Source organism: Pseudonocardia halophobica (assembly GCF_050948485.1).
GTDB lineage: Bacteria > Actinomycetota > Actinomycetes > Mycobacteriales > Pseudonocardiaceae > Pseudonocardia > Pseudonocardia halophobica.
This window is the reverse complement of record NZ_CP192046.1, coordinates 1,277,413-1,296,182: the sequence shown is the minus strand read 5'-3', so window position 1 is coordinate 1,296,182 and position 18,770 is coordinate 1,277,413. Positions and strand designations below refer to the sequence as shown.

At 72.5% G+C, this 18,770-nt stretch carries 18 protein-coding genes; 5 read left to right on the top strand and 13 right to left on the bottom strand.

From position 1 onward, the window contains the following. Positions 1 to 99: 99 nt before the first annotated feature. Positions 100 to 1,356, top strand: coding sequence for an ROK family protein (locus ACQP04_RS06370; RefSeq protein WP_433508317.1), 1,257 nt, complete (start codon positions 100 to 102; stop codon positions 1,354 to 1,356). 109 nt (positions 1,357 to 1,465) lie between these two features. Here ACQP04_RS06370 and ACQP04_RS06365 read toward each other — a convergent pair whose 3' ends face one another. The 8 genes from ACQP04_RS06365 to ACQP04_RS06330 all read right to left on the bottom strand — a co-directional run bounded on the left by ACQP04_RS06365 (position 1,466) and on the right by ACQP04_RS06330 (position 10,589). Beyond that, positions 1,466 to 2,665: an ABC transporter ATP-binding protein gene (locus ACQP04_RS06365; protein ID WP_433506124.1), complete on the bottom strand. Its 1,200-nt coding sequence runs from the start codon at positions 2,663 to 2,665 to the stop codon at positions 1,466 to 1,468. Between the two features lie 4 nt (positions 2,666 to 2,669). Continuing rightward, positions 2,670 to 3,497 (bottom strand): carbohydrate ABC transporter permease, encoded by an 828-nt coding sequence (locus ACQP04_RS06360; protein ID WP_433508316.1) that lies wholly within the window; start codon positions 3,495 to 3,497, stop codon positions 2,670 to 2,672. Between the two features lie 62 nt (positions 3,498 to 3,559). Then, entirely contained in the window at positions 3,560 to 4,522 is a 963-nt protein-coding gene (locus tag ACQP04_RS06355) for a carbohydrate ABC transporter permease (protein WP_433508315.1), read from the bottom strand. Positions 4,523 to 4,524: 2 nt separating this feature from the next. After that, the gene (locus ACQP04_RS06350) at positions 4,525 to 5,880 is read right to left on the bottom strand and encodes an ABC transporter substrate-binding protein (RefSeq protein WP_433506123.1); all 1,356 of its coding nucleotides are present in this window, start codon (positions 5,878 to 5,880) and stop codon (positions 4,525 to 4,527) included. Positions 5,881 to 6,125: 245 nt separating this feature from the next. Continuing rightward, positions 6,126 to 6,647, bottom strand: coding sequence for a general stress protein (locus ACQP04_RS06345; RefSeq protein ID WP_345380926.1), 522 nt, complete (start codon positions 6,645 to 6,647; stop codon positions 6,126 to 6,128). A gap of 306 nt (positions 6,648 to 6,953) precedes the next feature. Then, complete coding sequence (locus ACQP04_RS06340; RefSeq protein WP_433506122.1) at positions 6,954 to 8,147, bottom strand: acyl-CoA dehydrogenase family protein; 1,194 nt, start codon at positions 8,145 to 8,147, stop codon at positions 6,954 to 6,956. A 35-nt stretch (positions 8,148 to 8,182) separates the two neighbouring features. Next, positions 8,183 to 9,154: an HpcH/HpaI aldolase/citrate lyase family protein gene (locus ACQP04_RS06335; protein ID WP_433506121.1), complete on the bottom strand. Its 972-nt coding sequence runs from the start codon at positions 9,152 to 9,154 to the stop codon at positions 8,183 to 8,185. A 562-nt stretch (positions 9,155 to 9,716) separates the two neighbouring features. Further along, entirely contained in the window at positions 9,717 to 10,589 is an 873-nt protein-coding gene (locus ACQP04_RS06330; RefSeq protein ID WP_433506120.1) for a PhzF family phenazine biosynthesis protein, read from the bottom strand. 136 nt (positions 10,590 to 10,725) lie between these two features. Between ACQP04_RS06330 and ACQP04_RS06325 the strand changes: the two genes are divergently transcribed. From ACQP04_RS06325 to ACQP04_RS06315, 3 genes are read left to right on the top strand one after another with little or no spacing between them, the layout of a single operon-like run. Beyond that, the gene (locus ACQP04_RS06325; RefSeq protein ID WP_433506119.1) at positions 10,726 to 11,055 is read left to right on the top strand and encodes a hypothetical protein; all 330 of its coding nucleotides are present in this window, start codon (positions 10,726 to 10,728) and stop codon (positions 11,053 to 11,055) included. A gap of 51 nt (positions 11,056 to 11,106) precedes the next feature. Beyond that, a complete protein-coding gene (locus ACQP04_RS06320) occupies positions 11,107 to 12,426 on the top strand; it encodes a magnesium transporter MgtE N-terminal domain-containing protein (RefSeq protein WP_433506118.1) in 1,320 nt (439 codons plus the stop codon). Then, a complete protein-coding gene (locus ACQP04_RS06315; RefSeq protein WP_433506117.1) occupies positions 12,419 to 12,958 on the top strand; it encodes a DUF1003 domain-containing protein in 540 nt (179 codons plus the stop codon). Before ACQP04_RS06320 ends, ACQP04_RS06315 begins: the two co-directional genes overlap by 8 nt. 59 nt (positions 12,959 to 13,017) lie before the next feature. Here the strand turns inward: ACQP04_RS06315 and ACQP04_RS06310 are convergent, their stop codons facing one another. Continuing rightward, positions 13,018 to 13,431, bottom strand: coding sequence for a MarR family winged helix-turn-helix transcriptional regulator (locus tag ACQP04_RS06310; RefSeq protein ID WP_051737110.1), 414 nt, complete (start codon positions 13,429 to 13,431; stop codon positions 13,018 to 13,020). Positions 13,432 to 13,664: 233 nt separating this feature from the next. Between ACQP04_RS06310 and ACQP04_RS06305 the strand changes: the two genes are divergently transcribed. Beyond that, the gene (locus tag ACQP04_RS06305) at positions 13,665 to 14,810 is read left to right on the top strand and encodes an Mrp/NBP35 family ATP-binding protein (protein ID WP_433508314.1); all 1,146 of its coding nucleotides are present in this window, start codon (positions 13,665 to 13,667) and stop codon (positions 14,808 to 14,810) included. A gap of 69 nt (positions 14,811 to 14,879) precedes the next feature. Here the strand turns inward: ACQP04_RS06305 and ACQP04_RS06300 are convergent, their stop codons facing one another. The 4 genes from ACQP04_RS06300 to ACQP04_RS06285 form a co-directional block, all read right to left on the bottom strand. Continuing rightward, positions 14,880 to 16,133 carry an aspartate aminotransferase family protein gene (locus tag ACQP04_RS06300; protein WP_433506116.1) on the bottom strand — a complete coding sequence of 418 codons (1,254 nt, stop codon included), beginning with the start codon at positions 16,131 to 16,133 and terminating at the stop codon, positions 14,880 to 14,882. Between the two features lie 83 nt (positions 16,134 to 16,216). Beyond that, positions 16,217 to 17,137, bottom strand: a complete 921-nt coding sequence (locus tag ACQP04_RS06295) for an AEC family transporter (protein ID WP_433506115.1) — start codon at positions 17,135 to 17,137, stop codon at positions 16,217 to 16,219. 132 nt (positions 17,138 to 17,269) lie between these two features. After that, positions 17,270 to 17,947, bottom strand: a complete 678-nt coding sequence (locus tag ACQP04_RS06290; protein WP_037043160.1) for a GntR family transcriptional regulator — start codon at positions 17,945 to 17,947, stop codon at positions 17,270 to 17,272. A gap of 37 nt (positions 17,948 to 17,984) precedes the next feature. Next, positions 17,985 to 18,752 carry a maleate cis-trans isomerase family protein gene (locus ACQP04_RS06285; RefSeq protein WP_433506114.1) on the bottom strand — a complete coding sequence of 256 codons (768 nt, stop codon included), beginning with the start codon at positions 18,750 to 18,752 and terminating at the stop codon, positions 17,985 to 17,987. Between the last annotated feature and the right edge of the window lie 18 nt (positions 18,753 to 18,770).

The window sequence follows — 18,770 nt, the reverse complement described above, 5'->3', positions numbered from 1 at the left end:
GTGACGCCACGAGGGGAAGGTAGAGACGTTGACCAGCGCCGTACAACGACCGAATAATGCCCTTTCGCGCTATTTATCGGACGATATCGGGGCGTGACGATGGCGTTGCCGCACTCGACCACGGCCCGGCCCCCGCTGCCGGGTCCCGCACTGCTGCCCCCGTTGCGGCTCAGCGCCCCGCCGCAGTCCGGGCGGATCGACCCGGCGCTGCTGCTCAGCACCGTCGCCCGGCTGGTCGCGTCGGACACGGCGGTGAGCAAGGCCGACCTGGTCGCCGCGACCGGCCTGGCCAGGACCACGGTGAGCACCGCGGTCGACGGGCTGCTCGCCGGCGGGCTCCTCCGGCTCGACGGGCTGCGGCCGACGGCCGGCCGGGGCCGCCCCGCCGAGCGGCTCGCGCTGGCCGCGGAGGGCGGCCAGGTGCTGCTCGCGGACGTCGGCGCGCGAGGTGCGCACCTTGCGGTGACCGACCTCGCCCAGCGGGTGCTCGCCCACACCCACGTCGACCTCGACGTCACGGACGGGCCGGACACCGTGCTCCGGACGGTGGAGACGGAGCTCACTCGGCTCCGTGCGGGATCGGCCATCCCGGCGCGGGCGGTCGTGATCGGCCTGCCCGGGCCGGTCGACAACCATCTCGGGATCCCGGTGCGGCCGCCGATCATGCCGGGCTGGCACGCCTACCCCGTGACGGCTCGGCTCCAGCAGACCTTCGGCTGCCCGGCCGTGCTGGAGAACGACGTCAACCTGCGCGCGCTCGGCGAGGCGCGCGCGCTGCCCGCCGACCAGGTCCCGCTGCTGTTCGTGAAGGTCGGGACCGGCATCGGCGGCGGGCTCGTGACCGGCGGCGGCTCGCTGCACCACGGTGCGGACGGCGCGGCCGGCGACATCGGGCACGTCCGGGTGCGCGGGGCGCCCGACGACGCGTGCGTGTGCGGCAACGTCGGCTGCATCGAGGCCGTCGCCTCGGCCGGCGCCATCGCCCGCCGGCTCGGCGGCCGCGACGACGTGCCCTCGATCGCCGACCTGCGGGCGATGCTCGGGCGCGGCGACGCCGGCGCGATCGGCGCGGTGCGGGAGGCGGCCGGGCTGATCGGCGAGCTCGTCGCGACCCTCGTGCACCTCTACAACCCGGCGCGGGTGACCCTCGGCGGTTCGCTCACCGCCGCCAGCGACGAGCTGCTCGCCGGGGTCCGCAGCGTGGTCTACCAGCGCGCGTTACCCCTCGCAACGCGCAACCTGGTGCTGACCAACAGCGTGCTCGGGGAGTACGCCGGCGTCGCCGGAGCCACCGTCCTCGGCATCGAGCGGGTGCTCTCCGCGGAGTCGATCGGCCTCCTCCTTCCCGCCCCCTGACCCGCTCTCGATCCCGCGAGTCGGCACCTTCACGGGTCCGAACTGCACATCCCGGGAGCTCCCGACATGTGTAGTTCGGTCGACCGGAAGCGCCGAGTCGCGGGACGGGTCAGACGGTGGCGGGGGCGGCCTCGCTCGCGGTCAGGTTCTTCCCGGTCTTCGGGTCGAACACCTGGAGCTTCGAGGTGTCCACCCACACGTCGACCGGCCGGCCCTCGGTGGCATGCGAGGCGGCGGAGAACCGGGTGACCAGTGAGCCCGCGTCGCCGCCCGGGACGTCGGTGGTTCCGGCGTCGGCGGCGAGCTCGGCGAGCTCGTCCGAGGTCGCCTGCTCGTCCACCGTGAAGTAGACGAACTTGTCCGAGCCCATGGACTCCAGCACGTCGACCTGGGCACTGAAGGTGGAACCCTGGTGGCGGATGCCCTCCTCGACCAGGGCGGCGTCCTCGAAGTGCTCCGGCCGGATGCCGACGATCACGTCCCGCTCCACCTGCGCCGCGGACAGCGTCTGGCGCAGCCGGTCGTTCACCGCCAGGTCGCCGAGGGCCGTGCGGAGCGTGTCGTTCTCCAGCCGCGCCGGCAGGAAGTTCATGGCCGGCGAGCCGATGAACCCGGCGACGAACAGGTTGGCCGGGTGGTCGTACAGGTGCTGCGGCGAGCCGATCTGCTGCACCACCCCGCTGCGCATGACGACGATGCGGTCGCCGAGCGTCATGGCCTCGGTCTGGTCGTGCGTGACGTAGACCGTGGTCGTCTCCAGCCGCTGCTGCAGCTTGGAGACCATCGTCCGCATCTGCACGCGCAGCTTGGCGTCGAGGTTCGACAGCGGCTCGTCCATGAGGAAGGCCTTGGGGCTGCGGACGATCGCCCGGCCCATCGCCACGCGCTGCCGCTGGCCGCCGGACATGTTGGCGGGCTTGCGGTCCAGGTGCTGGGTGAGGTCGAGGATCTTCGCGGCGTCGGTGACCTTCCGGTCGATCTCCGCCTTGTCGACCTTGGCCAGCTTGAGCGGGAAGGCCATGTTCTCCCGCACCGTCATGTGCGGGTAGAGCGCGTAGGACTGGAACACCATCGCGATGTCGCGGTCCTTGGGCGCGCGCTCGTTCATGCGCTGGCCGCCGATGCGCAGCTCGCCGTCCGAGATGTCCTCGAGCCCGGCGATCATGTTGAGCGTCGTGGACTTCCCGCAGCCGGAGGGGCCGACGAGGATGATGAACTCGCCGTCGGCGATCTCGATGTTGACGTCGTCGGCGCCGAGGGTGCCGTCGGGGTACCGCTTGTAGACGTGGTCCAGGACGATGTCGGCCATCGGGTTATCCCTTCACTGCGCCGGAGGTCAGCCCGGCGACGATCCGGCGCTGGAAGAACAGCACGAAGACGATGATCGGAATGGTGAGCAGCACGGCCGCGGCCGCGATCGACCCGGTCGGCTCGGCGAACTGCGAGGCGCCGGTGAAGTTCGCGATCGCCACCGTGGCCGTCTGGGAGCGGCTGGTCGAGGTCAGCGAGATCGCGAACAGGAAGTCGTTCCAGCAGAAGATGAACACGAGGATCGCCGTGGTGAACACGCCCGGCGCGGCCAGCGGGACGATGACCGAGCGGAAGGCCTGCAGCGGCGTGGCGCCGTCCATCTTCGCCGCCTTCTCCAGCTCCCACGGAATCTCCCGGAAGAAGGCGGAGAGCGTGTAGATCGCCAGCGGCAGCGCGAACGTGATGTACGGCAGGATCAGCCCGAGCCAGGTGTCGAAGATGCCGATCCCGCGGAAGATGTCGAACAGCGGGCTGACCAGCGAGATCTGCGGGAACATCGCGATCAGCAGCGAGACGCCGACCAGCACCTTCTTGCCCGGGAAGTCCAGCCGGGCGATGGCGTACGCCGCCATGGTCCCGATCACGACGGCGAGCACCGTGGAGATGAGCGCGATGCCGATGGAGTTCCGCAGCGCCGCCGTGAACAGGCCGATCTGGAAGATCTGCGCGTAGTTGTCGAGGGTCCAGGCACGCGGGAAGAAGTTCCCGTCCGTGATCGTGTCGGTGGTCTTGAAGCTCAGCGACAGGATCCACAGCACCGGCACCAGCGCGTACAGCAGCACGACCAGGTCGGCCACGGCCCACCACGTCTTCTTCTGCCCCTCGGACATGCCCGCGCCCTTGGACGACCCCTTCGCCGGGGCGGCCGGCCGGGACTCCACTGCGGTGGCCATCAGCGCTTCCCCTCGTCGGACCCGGGTGCCGCGGCCCCGAACAACTTGATGAACAGGAACGCGATCAGCGCGACGGCGATGAAGATGAGCACGCTGATCGCCGAGCCGATGCCCAGGTTGAAGGCCTTGAACAGGTTGTCGTAGCCCAGCATCGACACCGAGCCGGTGCCGTTGGAGCCCTGCGTGAGGATGTAGATGTTGTCGAAGACGCGGAAGGCGTCGAGCGTGCGGAACAGCAGCGCGACCAGGATGGCCGGCTTCATCATCGGCAGGATGATCCGGGTCAGCCGCTGCCACGGGCCGGCGCCGTCGACCTGGGCGGCCTTGAGCAGGTCGTCCGGCACGAGGGCGAGGCCGGCCATCAGCAGCAGCGCCATGAACGGCGTGGTCTTCCAGACCTCGGCCAGGATGATCAGCAGGATCGCCGACACCTGCCCGGTCAGCGGCGCGGCGCCCTCGGGCAGCATCGCCGCCAGGTAGCCCTTGTCCGGCGTCCAGGCGAACTGCCAGCTGAACGCCGCGACGACCGTGACGATGCCGTACGGGATGAGCACGACGGTCCTGGTCAGGCCGCGCCCGACGATCGTGCGGTGCATGACCAGCGCCAGTGCCAGCCCGAGCACGAACTCGATCGCGACCGAGACGATCGTGATGATCATCGTGACCAGGAAGGCGCGCCACCAGTACTCGCTGGAGAGCACGGCGGCGTAGTTGGACAGCCCGGCGAAGCTCCGCTCGGCCGGGAACCGCAGGTCGTAGCGTTGCAGCGACAGCCAGATCGCGTAGATGATCGGGTACGCCGTGACCGCGACCATGATGATCGCGGCGGGCGCGCAGAGCAGGAGCCCGAGCCGCCGCTCCGCCTTCTTGCCCTCGGACAGCGCGGGCTTGCCCTTGCGGTGCGCCCCGCCCTGTTGCTCGGTCTGCTGCTTCGTCGCGGCCGCGAGGGCCCCGCTGTCGATACTCACGGCACCAGCCCTTCCGAGTTCTGCGCGCGGACGATCTGGTCGGCGAGCTCGGCCGGGACCGCGGCGGGGTCGATGTCCGCAGGCGGGTTGAGCAGGTCCGAGATCACGATCGAGATGCTCTGGTAGGCCGGGGTCTTGGGCCGCACGCTCGCGTTGTCCAGCGACTCCTTGATCGCCTGCCAGGCCGGGTACTCCTGCTGGAAGGACGGGTCCGAGTACAGCGCCTCCAGCGTCGGCGGGACGCCGCCGTCGACGGCGTTGCGCAGCTGGTTCTCCCGATTGCGCAGGCACTGCACGGCCTCGAACGCCAGGTCCTTGTGCAGCGAAGTGCTGCTCACGCCGAGGTTCAGGCCGCCGATCGTGACCTTGGCGGGCTCGCCCGGGTTCACCGACGGGTACGGCGCCCACGCGAACTCGTCGACGACCTGGCGTCCGGTGTCCGTCGCGGCGGGCTTGCCCTGCTCGTCGATGAAGGTGCCGCCACCGCCGCCGTCCGGCGGCGGGGTGTTGATGGAGGCGTAGACGAACGGGTAGTTGATCTGGAACGCGGCGGTGCCGGCCTCCATGGCGAGCCGGCCGTCGTTCTCCTTGGCCACCGACAACGACGGGTCGGACGCCGGCGACGCCGCCACCCGCTTCATGATCGTCGCGGCCTGCTCGGCGTCGCCCGCGCCGGGCTGCTCGGCGATGAGGACCTTGCCGTCCTCGTCGACGATCTGGCTGCCGGCGCTGTTGACCAGCGTGTTGAACCAGACCGTGAGGCCCTCGTACTGGGCGCCCTGCACCTCGATGTAGGAGGGCAGGCCCCGCTGCTGCAGCGCCTCGGACATCTGGATCATCTCGTCCCACGTCGCCGGCGGCGTGGGGGCGAGGTCCTTGCGATACCAGAGGATCTGGGTGTTCGTGTTGAGCGGAGCCGCCCACAGGTCGCCCTGGTAGGTGCCGGTCTCGAGCGGCCCGGCGAGGGTGCCCTGCTCGATCTGGCTCCGAACGGCGGGCGGGAACTTCTCCAGCCAGCCGGCCTTGGCGAACTCGGCGGTCCAGGTGACGTCGATGCCGACGATGTCGACGGAGGTGTCGCCCGCGACGAGCCGGCGGGCCAGCTGGAGCCGCTGGTCGTCCGCGCCCTTCGGGAGGGTCTGCTGGGCGATCGTGTACCGGCCGTTCGCGGCCGTGGTGCAGTCCGCGGCGGCCTCGGCGTACTGCGTCGCGCCGTCCGCCGGGGTGTAGAAGTTCAACGTCGGCGGCCCGGCCGCCTCGGCCCCGCAGCCGGCCAGGACCGCCGCGGCGAGCACCACGCCGCCGGCGGCCGCCCAGCGGCCTCGCCCGCGACGCCGTCTGCGACGCCGCACCTCGGCTCCCCCGGCCCGCGTGCCCGGCGGCTGCCCCATTCCGGCCTCCCGTTCCGGCGACCCGGGCAGCCGGTACGGGAGCAGCGGCGCGGCATCGCACAGTCGTGTGACCCCGATCACGAGCGGCGATCGGTACGGGAAACCTATGTCGGCTCCGGGCACCCCGCAATCCGAGATCGCGGCAGTGACCAAGCCGAGACCTGATCAGACCGAAATGGACACCAACGGCGGAGTCCGGCTTGCGGTCAGGCGCCCGTGGCGGTACCCATCGCCAGCTTCGCCAGCAGCTCGCGGGCCTTCTCCGCGTTGCGCGGCTGGCACAGCACGTCGTACCGGCCGGCGACCATCTGGCTGGCCGAGGTGAAGTCGCGGCGGCCGCGGGTGCCCCAGTACTGGGCCGCCGCGAAGGCCAGGCCGAACACGATGCCGCCGAGCAGTGCGACCACGATCCGGACGACGCCACCGCCGCCCGTGCTGAACAGGCTGAGCAGCAGGCCCACGAACAGGCCGAACCAGGCGCCGGAGGCCGCCCCCGAGAGGAGCACGCGGCCCCAGGTCAGCCGCCCGACGATCCGCTCGACGAGCATCAGGTCGACGCCGACGATCGTCACGTCCCGCACGGGGAAGTCGCTGTCGGCGAGATGGTCGACCGCCCGCTGCGCCTCCTCGTAGGTGGCGTACGAGCCGACCGGCCATCCGGTGGGCGGGGTGGGCAGATTGGGCAGGCCCGGCGCGGGCTGTCCGCTTCCGCCGAACGGGGTGGTCACGGGCTCTCTCCTCGGTACGGCCGACTGGACACCTCGGACATCTCGGTGCCCATGATGTCAACGACCGGGACCGCGCCGAAGTGCCCTCCGCGCTGGTCACGATAGAGGCACGCCGCCGGGACCGCTGCCGGCGCACCCGCTCCCGGCCGGGGGAGATCCGAGAGAGAGTTCCACGACGGTCCGAGTGCGCCCGGAAAACCGGGCGCTCGCTCGTCGGGTCCGGGTACGCCGCTTCGGTGCCGGCGACGGGTGACCGCCTCGTGAGTGGCAACAGCCGCTGTCGCGACCATTGCCACTCACAGGGGGTCAGCGGCTCTTGTACTCCTTGAGCAGCCCGCGGGAGATGATCGTCTTCTGGATCTCGCTGGTGCCCTCGCCGATCAGCAGGAAGGGCGCCTCGCGCATCAGACGCTCGATCTCGTACTCCTTCGAGTACCCGTAGCCGCCGTGGATGCGGAAGGCCTCCTGGGTCACCTCGGCGCAGTACTCGCTCGCCAGGAGCTTGGCCATGCCGGCCTCGACGTCGTTGCGCTCGCCGCGGTCCTTGAGCCGGGCCGCGTTGACCATCATCAGGTGGGCGGCCTCGACCTTGGTGCCCATCTCGGCCAGCTTGAACGCGATGGCCTGGTGCTCGGCGATCGGCTTGCCGAAGGTGGCGCGCTGCTGCGCGTACTCCACGGCCAGCTCGAATGCGCGGATCGAGATGCCGCAGGCGCGGGCCGCGACGTTCACGCGGCCGACCTCGACGCCGTCCATCATGTGCGAGAAGCCCTTGCCGGCCTCACCGCCCAGGATCTGCGAACCGGGGATGCGGAAGCCGTCGAACACCGCCTCCGTGGTGTCGACGCCCTTGTACCCCATCTTGTCGATCTTGCCGGGGATGGTGAGCCCGGGGACGACCTCGCCGAAGCCGGACGGCTTCTCCACCAGGAACGTGGTGAGGTTCTGGTACGGCTTCGGCTGCCCCAGGTCCGTCTTCACCAGCAGCGCGATCAGGTTCGACGAGCCGCCGTTGGTCAGCCACATCTTGGCGCCGTCGATGACGTAGTCGTCGCCGTCCTGCTTCGCGCGGGTCTTGATCGCCGCGACGTCCGAGCCGAGGTCCGGCTCCGACATCGAGAAGGCGCCCCGGGTCTCCCCCAGCGCCATCTGCGGCAGGTACTTCTGCTTCTGCTCCTCGGTGCCGTGGTGCATCAGCATGTACGCCACGATGAAGTGGGTGTTGATCACGCCGGAGACGCTCATCCAGCCGCGCGCGATCTGCTCGACGACCAGGGCGTAGGTCAGCAGGGACTCGCCCAGGCCGCCGTACTCCTCGGGGATGGTGAGGCCGAAGAGCCCCATCTCCTTCATCCCGTCGACGATGTCCTGCGGGTAGGCGTCCTCGTGCTCGAGGGCGGTGGCGTGCGGGATGATCTCCTTGTCCACGAACGTGCGGACGGTGGAGATGATCTCCTCCTGCACGTCCGTGAGACCGGCGGTCTGGGCCAGGCGGGCCATGGTGCCTCTCCTCGTCGAGTCGGGTCAGGGGCCGCTCAGGCCTCCGGCGGGGTCCACTTGTCCGTGCGCTGCATACCCGCGGCGCGGCCCTTGCCCGAGATCACCAGGGCCATCTTGCGGGAGGCCTCGTCGATCATCTCGTCGCCGAGCATCGCGGCGCCGCGCTTGCCGCCGGCCTCGGAGGTGAACCACTCGTACGCCTCGAGGATGTTCTCGGCGTGGTCGTAGTCCTCCTGCGAGGGGCTGAAGACCTCGTTGGCCGCGTCGATCTGGCCGGGGTGCAGCACCCACTTGCCGTCGAAGCCCAGCGCGGCGGAGCGGCCCGCGACGCGCGTGAAGCCGTCGACGTCCTTGATCTGCAGGTACGGCCCGTCGATGGCCTGCTTGTCGTGCGCGCGGGCCGCCATGAGGATCGACATGAGGATGTGGTGGTAGGCGTCGCCGACGTCGTAGCCCGGCGGCTGCTCACCCACGACCAGGGACTTCATGTTGATCGACGCCATAAAGTCGGCTGGGCCGAAGATGATCGTCTCGACGCGCGGGCTCGCGGTGGCGATCTCGTTGACGTTGGTCAGGCCCAGCGCGTTCTCGATCTGCGCCTCGATGCCGATCCTGCCGACCTCGTAGCCCATGGTCTTCTCGATCTGGGTGAGCAGCAGGTCGAGCGCGACGACCTGCTGCGGCGTCTGCACCTTCGGCAGCATGATCGCGTCGAGGTTCGCGCCGGCGCCCTCGACGACCTCCGTAACGTCCCGGTAGGTCCACTCGGTGGTCCAGTCGTTGACCCGGACCACGCGGGCCTTCTCGCCCCAGCCGCCCTCGTTCAGCGCGGCGACGATCGTCTTGCGCGCGCCCGGCTTGGCCAGCGGCGCGCACGCGTCCTCGAGGTCGAGGAAGACCTGGTCCGAGTCCAGCGTCCGGGCCTTGTCGATGAACTTCTGGCTCGAACCGGGAACCGCCAGGCAGGACCGGCGGGGGCGGAGCGGGCGGGTGCTCTCGGACGTCACTGTCGTACTCCTCGTCGCTGATCGGGGCCGCTACGGATGCTGGCACGTCCCGGCGCCCAGCGCCCCGTCAGGTGATTGGTTTCTCACCCACGCAAGGTGGACGGGGGTTACCGGCCGGTACCGCCCCCTCCGACCGGACGGTCCGTGCGGGTGGGGTGTTGCGCTGCTGGTGCGGTCCCCCGGCCCGCACACCCGCGAGAACCGCTCTCACACCTGGAACGGTGCGGCACACCCCTCGCAGTCCCGTCCCACACCCGCGAGGTCGGTGGCACACGCCGTCGACCGGGTGTCCGACGCCGGATCGGGTGTGCGACCGCCCCGGTAGGGCTGCCCCTGCTTCGACCGCGGTTCACAGGGCCGCACCGAGCCGGCCCACCCAGCGAGAGCCCGGCCGCGCGGATCGCCGGCTCGCACACCCGCCGAGGCGTCGCACAGCCCGGTCGATCAGGTGTGTCGCGGGAGGCGCGGGTGTGGGAGCCGGCCCGGGCGGGTGTGCGACGCCCGGGTCGGTGCGGGAGGCGACCCGAGCGGGTGTGCGAGCTCGACGGACTTGCCGAGGCGGTCAGGGAAGGGCGGTGAGTTCGCCGCGCGAGACCGGGACCACCCCGCCCCGGACCGTGGTGGCGACCGCCCGTCCGTCCTCGGCACAGACCTCGACGTCGAGGCGGGAGGGGCGGCCGATCTCGGCGCCCTGCGCGATGGTGAAGCGCGACGCGCCGTCCGGGTCGAGGAGGCCGCGGTCGGTGAGGAACACCCCGAGTGCGACGGCGGCGGAGCCGGTCGCGGGGTCCTCGTCCACCCCGACCCCGGCGCCGAACATCCGCAGGTGCACCCGCCCGCCGTCGCCGGACACGCTCGCCACCACCAGCCCGGTCAGACCGGCCGTCTGCGTCCGCACCCCCTCCGCGTCGGGCACGGCGCGGGCCACGGCGTCGGGTCGCACCAGCAGGAACGCGAACGGCACACCCGCCGCGGCGACGCCCGGGGCGGCGGCGCCGTCGACGTCGTCGGGGGTCAGCCCGGCCGCGGCGGCGAGCAGGGCGGCGTCGAGGTCCTCCCCCACCTCGGGCCGGCCGCCCGCGACGCGTGCGCCGTCGGCGTCGACCGCGACGGGCAGCAGCCCCGCTCCGCACTCCTGGACGACGTCGCCGTGGCGGATCGCGCCGTCCCGCGCGAGCGCCCAGGCCGCGCCGACGCTCGGATGCCCGGCGAACGGCAGCTCGACGGCCGGGGTGAAGATCCGCACCCGGTAGTCCGCGTCGGGCGTGGTCGGCGGCAGCGTGAACACGGTCTCGGAGAGGTGGAACTCGGTGGCGATCGCCTGCATCGCCTCGCCGGAGGGCTCGTGCTGCTCGCAGCGGACCACGGCGAGCGGGTTTCCCGCGTACGGGCGGTCGGTGAACACGTCCACGACGTCGAAGCGGAGGCTCGGCACGGGACGGAGACTAGGGCCGACCGACGGAACCGGGCGGGCGCGCCGCTGCGCCGTCCGGCGTCCGTCGCCGAACGGCGGCCGTCCGGTCCGTCACGGCGTCCTACGCTGTGCGCCGGACCACACGAGGACGGATCCCATGGCGCGCACCGGGTACGTCGCGCACGCCGTGCTGGTGGCCTGGTGGCTGTGGATCGTGCTGTCGACGGCGCCGCAGCTGCGCCGGGGCATCCGGGACCGGCGGACCCGCACCCAGGTGACGTTGATCAAGACCGCCGCCCTCGTCACCGCGGCGCTCCTCGTCGGCGTCATCCACTTCTGGGCCACGGAGTGGTGGCAGGTGCTCGTCGCGCTGCCGGTGGCCGTCGTGATCGGGATCGCGCTGCACCGCGCCTACCGCAGACTGGTCGCCCCTGCCCGGCACCGGCTGACGATCGGCCGCCGGGTCCGGCGCATCCGGTCGGCCTGAGGATCGGTCCGACCCGGCCTCCACCTGGGGTGACGGCCTAGTCTGTGCCCCATGGGCGCGGCGCGGATCTTCGTGGCACGGATGGCGGGCCTCGCCGTGTTCGGGCCCGACGGGGAGCGGATCGGCAAGGTGCGCGACGTCGTCGCCACCCTGCGGCTCGACGCCACCCCGCCGCGGGTGCTGGGCCTCGTGGTCGAGCTGTCCAGCCGCCGGCGCATCTTCGTGCCCATGCTGCGCGTGGCCGACGTCGATCCCGCCGCCGTCACCCTGGCCAGCGGCTCGGTGAGCCTCTCCGGCTTCCACCAGCGCCCCAACGAGACACTCGTGCTCGGCCAGATGCTCGACGCACCGGTCACCGTGCGCGAGTCGGGCGAGCCCGCCGCCGTGGTCGACGCCGCGATCGAGCCCACCCGCAGCCGGGACTGGATGGTGAGCAGGCTGGCCCTCCGCACGGGCCCGCGGCGCCTGGGCCGCCGCAGCCCCGTGCAGGTCCTCCCGTGGAGTGCCGTCCAGGGGCTCACCCTGTCCGACCGGCAGGGCACCGAGGGTCTCCTCGCCGTGTTCGACTCGATGCGCCCGGCCGACGTCGCCGCGGCGCTGTCCGAGCTGCCCCGCAAGCGCCAGCGCGAGGTCGTCGACTCGCTCGACGACGAGCGGCTGGCCGACGTGTTCGAGGAGCTGTCGGAGAACGACCAGCGCGTGCTGTTCGCGCACCTGGACTCCGAGCGCGCCGCGGACGTCCTGGAGGCCATGGCGCCCGACGACGCCGCCGACCTCCTCGGCGAGCTCGACGACGAGGAGGCCGGCCGGCTGCTCGCGCTGATGGAGCCCGAGGAGTCCGAGCCCGTCCGGCGGCTGATGACCTACGAGACGCGCACGGCCGGCGGTCTGATGACCCCGGAGCCGATCGTGCTGCGGCCCGACGCGACGGTGGCCGAGGCGCTCGCGCACGTGCGGAACCCGGACGTCCCGCCGGCGCTGGCGAGCATGGTGTTCGTCTGCCGCCCGCCGAGCGCCACCCCGACCGGTCGCTACCTGGGCTGCGTGCACAGCCAGCGGCTGCTGCGCGAGGCGCCGTTCGAGCTGGTCGCGGGGCTGGTCGACAGCGAGCTCGCCCGGCTGGAGCCCGACGCCTCGATCGAGGAGATCACCCGCTACTTCGCCACGTACAACCTGGTGGCGGGCCCGGTCGTCGACGCCGAGGACCACCTGCTGGGCGCGGTCACCGTCGACGACCTGCTCGACCACCTGCTGCCGGAGGGCTGGCGGGACCAGCCGGCCCTCGGGCACGTCGAGCCCGGGGTCGGCGAGCTCGCACGGAACGGGACGGGGCCCGACGGGTCCGGACGGACGGGGGCCGCCGATGCCTGAGCTGCAGACCGGCCGCCGCCTCGACCAGCCGCTGCTCGGCCGGCGGCGGATCGAGTTCGACCCGGACGGCTTCGCCAGCGCCGCGGAGCGCATCGCGCGATACCTCGGCACCGGCCGCTACCTGGGCATCCAGACCGTGATCGTGCTCGTGTGGATCGGGCTGAACCTGGTCAGCTGGCGGCTGCAGTGGGACCCGTACCCGTTCATCCTGCTCAACCTGGCCTTCTCCACCCAGGCGGCCTACGCGGCGCCGCTGATCCTGCTCGCGCAGAACCGGCAGGACGACCGGGACCGGATCGCCCTCGAGGAGGACCGGCGGCGCGCCGAGCGCACCAAGGCCGACACGGAGTACCTCGCCCGCGAGCTCGCCGCGCTGCGCCTCGCGATCGGCGAGGTCGCCACGCGGGACTACCTGCGAGGCGAGCTCGAGCGGGTCACCCAGAGCCTCGAGGCCACCGTCGACGCCGCGGTGCGCGGCGAGGAGGCCGACCGGCGGCCGGAGAAGCGGGACGCGAAGCCACGCCGCCGCTGACCGCGGGCCGCGCCGTCATCCCCCGCGAGTCGCGCTCCGGCCCTCCGCGAGTCGCCGAGTCAGGTCACGACGAGCCGGGAGCAGATGCGCTCCAGCGCCGCCAGGTCGTCGGCGTCGAGCCGCGTCGCGAAGTGGCTGGTCACTCCCCGCAGGTGGGTGCGCGAGGCGGTCCGCAACCGGTCCAGGCCGGCCGGCGTGAGCCCCGCGGCGACGCCCCGGCCGTCGGACTCGACCCTCGTGCGGCGCACGAGCCCGGCGCGTTCCAGCCGGTCGACCAGCCGGGTCACCCCGGACCGCGAGAGCAGCACGGCGTCGGCCAGCTCGGTCATGCGCAGCCGTCTCCCGGGCGCCTCGGCGAGCTGGACCAGCACGTCGTAGGCCGCCAACGAGAGCTCCTGCTCCGCGACGAGTTCGGTCTCCAGCGCCCGGGTGATCGTGGCGTGCGCCCTCAGGAACGCCCGCCACGACGCCATCTCCTCCGGCCTCGGCACGACCTGCGCCGACCGGTCCTTCCCCCCGTGCGCGGACCCCGTGGTGCGCAGGCCGTCGGAACCGGCCCGCCCTTCGGCGATGTCCGTCACGTCCGTAGATGCTACGGACGCGAGAGCCGGCGCGGGACCGCACGTAGCATGGGAACCGACAGGCCGTGACCGTACTCGCGGCGCTCGTCGACGAGGAAGGTTCAGCGGAGACCCAGATGTCCCTCATGGGAAACACCAGCACCGAGACCGTCGAGCAGGCGATCCGCGCCGCGCTGAGCAAGGTCGAGGACCCCGAGATCCGCAGACCGATCACCGAGATCGGGATGGTCAAGGGCGTCACGGTGTCCCCGGACGGCGTCGCGCAGGTGGGCGTCTACCTGACGGTCGCCGGCTGCCCGATGCGCGAGACCATCACCCGCCGCGTGACCGACGCGGTGTCCGCGGTGCCCGGGGTGAGCGAGGTCCGCGTCGAGCTGGACGTGATGAGCGACGAGCAGCGGACCGCCCTGCGCCGGCAGCTGCGCGGCGACAGCGACGAGCCCGAGATCCCGTTCGCCCAGCCCGGTTCGCTGACCCGTGTGTACTGCGTGGCGTCGGGCAAGGGCGGCGTCGGCAAGTCCTCGGTCACGGTCAACCTGGCCGCGGCGATGGCCGCGAAGGGCCTGCACGTCGGCGTGGTCGACGCGGACATCTACGGGCACTCGGTCCCGCGGATGCTCGGCGCGGCGGACCGGCCGACCAAGGTCGAGAACATGATCATGCCGCCGCAGGCGCACGGCGTGAAGGTCATCTCGATCGGCATGTTCGTCGCCGACAACACGCCCGTCGTGTGGCGCGGACCGATGCTGCACCGCGCACTGCAGCAGTTCCTGGCGGACGTGTTCTGGGGCGACCTGGACGTCCTGCTGCTGGACCTGCCCCCGGGCACCGGCGACATCGCGATCTCGACCGCGCAGCTCATCCCGAACGCCGAGCTGCTGGTGGTCACCACCCCGCAGCAGGCCGCGGCCGAGGTGGCCGAGCGGGCGGGCTCGATCGCGCTGCAGACCCGGCAGCGGATCGCCGGCGTCGTCGAGAACATGTCGTGGCTGGAGATGCCCGACGGCTCCCGGATGGAGGTCTTCGGGTCGGGCGGCGGCCAGACCGTCGTCGACCGGCTGACCCAGGCCCTCGGCGCGCAGGTCCCGCTGCTCGGCCAGGTGCCGCTCGAGCCGGGCGTACGCGAGTGCGGCGACTCCGGCACCCCGATCGTGCTGCGCAGCCCCGAGACCGCGGCCGCCCAGGTGCTCAACGGCATCGCCGACAAGCTCACGGTCCGCTCCCGCGGCCTCGCCGGCATGTCCCTGGGCCTCTCCCCGGTCCGCCGCTGACATACGGCACCGACCCACGGCGAACGGCGCTCCCGCTCACCTACTGAGCGAGAGCGCCGTTCGCCGTGGTCAGACCGCGTTCGCCAGTGCCTTGGTCCAGAGTGCCAGGCCCTCGTCGACCTGCTCGGCGGTGGTGATGAGCGGCGGGATGAATCGCACGACGTTGCCGAACGGGCCGCAGGTCAGCAGCAGCAGGCCCTGCTCGGCGGCGGCCGCGTGCGCCTTGACGGCGGTGGCGGTGTCCGGCGAGCCGTCCGGCGCCGTGAACTCGACGGCGACCATCAGGCCGAGGCCGCGGACGTCGCCGACCTGCTTGACGTCCGCCGAGGCGTGGCGCAGGCCCTCGAGCAGGCGGCGGCCCTGGACGGCGGCGTTCTCGACCAGGCCCTCCTCCTGCACCACCTCGAGGGTGGCGAGCGCGGCGGCGCAGGCCACGGCGTTGCCGCCGTAGGTGCCGCCCTGCGAACCCGGGCGCGCCTTGCTCATCAGCTCGCGCGAGGCGGCGATGCCGGACAGCGGGAAGCCACTGGCCAGGCCCTTGGCGGTGATGAGGATGTCCGGGGTGACGCCCTCGGCGTGCTGGTGACCCCAGAACCTCCCGGTGCGGCCGAAGCCGGTCTGCACCTCGTCGGCGATCAGCAGGATGCCGTGCCGGTCGGCGCGCTCGCGCAGGCCGCGCAGGAAGGCCGGCGGGGTGGGCACGTAGCCGCCCTCGCCGAGCACCGGCTCGATGATGAACGCGGCGACGTCGGCCGCGGGGGCGGTGCTGACGAGCTGGCGGTCGAGCTCGGCCAGCGCGAACTCGACGGCCTGCTCCTCGCTCCAGCGGTAGCGGTAGGCGTAGGGGAAGGGCGCGAACACCGCGCCGCCCATCAACGGCCCGTTGCCGGCGCGGATCTTGGCGCCCGACGTGGTGAGCGCGGCGGCGCCCATCGTGCGGCCGTGGAAGCCGCCGTCGAAGGCCAGGATCAGCGGCCGGCCGGTGGCGTGCCGGGCCAGGCGCACCGAGGCCTCGACCGCCTCGGAGCCCGAGTTGAGGAAGAAGACGCTGTCGAGCGCCGGAGGCAGCACGTCGCCGAGGCGCTCCACGAGCTTGAGCAGCGGCTGGTGCATCACGGTGGTGTACTGGCCGTGGATCAGCGTGCCGACCTGCTCCTGCGCCGCCGCAACGACCTTCGGGTGGCAGTGCCCGGTCGAGGTGACGCCGATCCCGGCCGTGAAGTCCAGGTGCCGGCGCCCCTCGGTGTCGTAGAGGTAGACCCCCTCGCCGCGCGCAGCCTGGACGGGCGTGGCCTGGGTGAGGACCGGGGACAGCTGTGCCATGGAACTCCGCTCCACGAGTCGATGATTGTCGTGTTGTCGACAATCTCAGGGAACCATGCCGGACCGTACCCCTGCAAGGGGGACTAGGCCGACAGGAGCCCGACGACGGCGACCAGCACCGGGGCGCTGACGATCGTGGTGGTCAGCGCGGCATCCCGGCCCAGCCGGACGCCCTCGTCGAAGCGCACGGCGTAACCGAAGACGTTCTGCGCGGTGGGCAGCGCCGCACACACCACGACCGCGGTCAGCGCGGGTCCGGACAGCCCCAGCACGAGGCCGCCGAGCACGAGCGCGAGCAGCGGATGGACCAGGTTCTTCAGCACCACGACACACCACAGCGAGGCCCCGACGTCGCCCGTACCCGGGCGGGCGGCCCCGCGCAGCGAGATCCCGAACGCCAGGAGCATGCCGGGCACCGCGAGGTCGGCGATGAGCTGGAGGGGCGCCATGACCGGCTCGGGCGGCAGCCAGCCGGTCGCCGAGACGATCAGCCCGGCCGCCGTCGCCATCGCGATCGGGTTGCGCAGCGGCGCCGTCAGCGTGCGGACCCAGGAGGTGCGCTCGCCTGACACCACGTCGAGCACCGTCGTGTAGAGCGGGGTGAGCACAGCGAGCTGGAACAGCAGCACCGGCGCGACGGCGGCGGCGTCGCCCAGCGCGTAGGTGGCGATGGGCAGGCCGAGGTTACCGGCGTTCACGTACCCGCTCGCCATCGAACCGATCGCGGTCTCCCCCGCCGGGCGGCGCCGCGCCAGCCCGACCGGCAGGTACAGCGCGCAGGCGAGCGTGCTGGTCAGCGCGGTGACGACCAGCGACGACGAGAACACCGCGCCGACGTCCGCCCGCGCGAGCGTGACGAACAACAGCGCGGGCGACGCCACGAAGAACGCGGTGCGGGAGAGCACCTGGGTGGCGGACGGGCCGAGCACACCGGCCCGACCGATGCCGTAGCCGACGGCGATGACCACGCCGATGACGAGGAAGCCTTCGAGGATGCCCGTCACGAGCGCGCGAGGAAGCCGGTCACGTGTCCCGAGGCTACGGCCGGGGCGGGCTCGGCGGCAGGTCTTCCGCCGCAGGTCACAAGCGGTCGTGAGTGGCAACTGCCCCTCCAGGGGCAGTTGCCGCTCACGGGGTCAGGCGGGCAGCGCGGGAGGGGGCGCCACGTCGAGGATGCGGGAGACGGCGTCGGCCATGTGGGCCTCGAGGACCCGGGTCATGAGCTCGGCGTCGCCGGCGGCCAGGGCGTCGCGCAGCGTGCGGTGCTCGGCGAGCAGGTCCTCCGACGGCGGGGCGGTCTGCTGCAGCGCGGCCAGGCACATCCGCGTCTCCACCAGCAGTGTCCGCGACATCCGGTGCAGCCGTGGACTGCCCGACGCGGCCACGAGCTCGGCGTGGAAGTCGTGGTCCGCGTCGGCCAGCGCGACGGCGTCGCCGGCGGCCGCCGCGGCCTCCATCGCCGCGATCGCCGCGGTCAGCCGCGCGACGGCCGGCCCGCGGTCGGGCTCGGCGAGCAGGAGCAGCGCCGCGGCCCGCTCCACCGCCGTGCGGGCGGTGTAGACGTCCCGCACGTCGGCGGCGTCGAGGTCGCGGACGAAGAGCCCGCGGTGCCGCTCGCTGCGCAACAGCCCCTCGGCGACCAGGCGTTGCATGGCCTCGCGCAGCGGCCCGCGGCTCACCCCGAGCCGCGCCGCCAGGTCGACCTCGCCCAGCTGGGTGCCGGGCGGGAAGGTGCCTCGCATGATCGCCGCCCGGATGCGGTCGGCGACGATCGCGGCCGTCGACCGGCGGTCGATGGGCTCCAGGTCGCCCATCCGGATCCCGGAAGGTCCGCCCGCACCCGCCATGGCCTCAGCCCGCCTCCGGGCCGGCGGCGAAGAGCGCACCGAGTCCCGTCCGCGCCCGGTCCGCCCCGGCGAGCCGCAGCCCCTGCCACACGCTGACCTGGTTGGCGGTGAGCACCGGCTTGCCCACCCGCTCGTCGAGCCGGTCGAGGACGTCGATCGTGTGCAGCGCGGTGTCCGGCATGAGGATCGCCTGCGCCCCGGCGGCGGCCGGGTCGCCGGCGACGGCCGCGGCGAACTCCAGCACGACGTCGTCCTTCAGGGTCCCGACCTCGGCCGCGGTGATGATCCCGCGCGAGGTCAGGGTGAGGACGCGGATCCCGGCCTTGCCGAGGAACTCGACGAACCGCTCGGCCACGTCGTCCGGGTACGTGGCGCCGACGGCGACGGTGTCGATCCCGAGCCGGCGACAGGCGTCGACGAAGGCGAACGACGTGCTCGACGCCGGCACCCGGGCGACCTCCTGCAGGGCCTTGACCTGCGCCGTGGCGCCGTCCCAGCCGAACACGAAGGAGCCGGAGGTGCAGGCCCAGATGATCGAGTCCAGCGGCCCGTCCGAGGCGGCGACGGCCTTGGCGCCGTCGGCCAGGATGTCCTCGGAGCCGACGTCGAGCAGGGCGTCGACGCGGTGCGCGTCCTCCCGCATCAGGGTGTGCACGAGCGGGAGCCGGCTGCCGTCGGCGAGCCGCTGCTCGGCGCGCGGGTAGTCGTCCTCGGCCGAGTACCCCGGGTAGAGGATCCCGACGGTCGGGGTCACGGAGGCGGTCTGTGTCACGGGCGTTCCTCGCGGGTC

Excerpts from the sequence above, each read along its gene's own strand:
- ACQP04_RS06320 (WP_433506118.1), top strand. The coding sequence starts at position 11,107 with ATGGGCGCGGCGCGGATCTTCGTGGCACGGATGGCGGGCCTCGCCGTG.
- ACQP04_RS06305 (WP_433508314.1), top strand. The coding sequence starts at position 13,665 with ATGGGAAACACCAGCACCGAGACCGTCGAGCAGGCGATCCGCGCCGCG.
- ACQP04_RS06315 (WP_433506117.1), top strand. The coding sequence starts at position 12,419 with ATGCCTGAGCTGCAGACCGGCCGCCGCCTCGACCAGCCGCTGCTCGGC.
- ACQP04_RS06370 (WP_433508317.1), top strand. The coding sequence starts at position 100 with ATGGCGTTGCCGCACTCGACCACGGCCCGGCCCCCGCTGCCGGGTCCC.
- ACQP04_RS06365 (WP_433506124.1), bottom strand. The coding sequence starts at position 2,665 with ATGGCCGACATCGTCCTGGACCACGTCTACAAGCGGTACCCCGACGGC.
- ACQP04_RS06340 (WP_433506122.1), bottom strand. The coding sequence starts at position 8,147 with ATGGCCCGCCTGGCCCAGACCGCCGGTCTCACGGACGTGCAGGAGGAG.
- ACQP04_RS06325 (WP_433506119.1), top strand. The coding sequence starts at position 10,726 with ATGGCGCGCACCGGGTACGTCGCGCACGCCGTGCTGGTGGCCTGGTGG.
- ACQP04_RS06290 (WP_037043160.1), bottom strand. The coding sequence starts at position 17,947 with ATGGGCGACCTGGAGCCCATCGACCGCCGGTCGACGGCCGCGATCGTC.
- ACQP04_RS06300 (WP_433506116.1), bottom strand. The coding sequence starts at position 16,133 with ATGGCACAGCTGTCCCCGGTCCTCACCCAGGCCACGCCCGTCCAGGCT.
- ACQP04_RS06310 (WP_051737110.1), bottom strand. The coding sequence starts at position 13,431 with ATGGCGTCGTGGCGGGCGTTCCTGAGGGCGCACGCCACGATCACCCGG.
- ACQP04_RS06360 (WP_433508316.1), bottom strand. The coding sequence starts at position 3,497 with ATGTCCGAGGGGCAGAAGAAGACGTGGTGGGCCGTGGCCGACCTGGTC.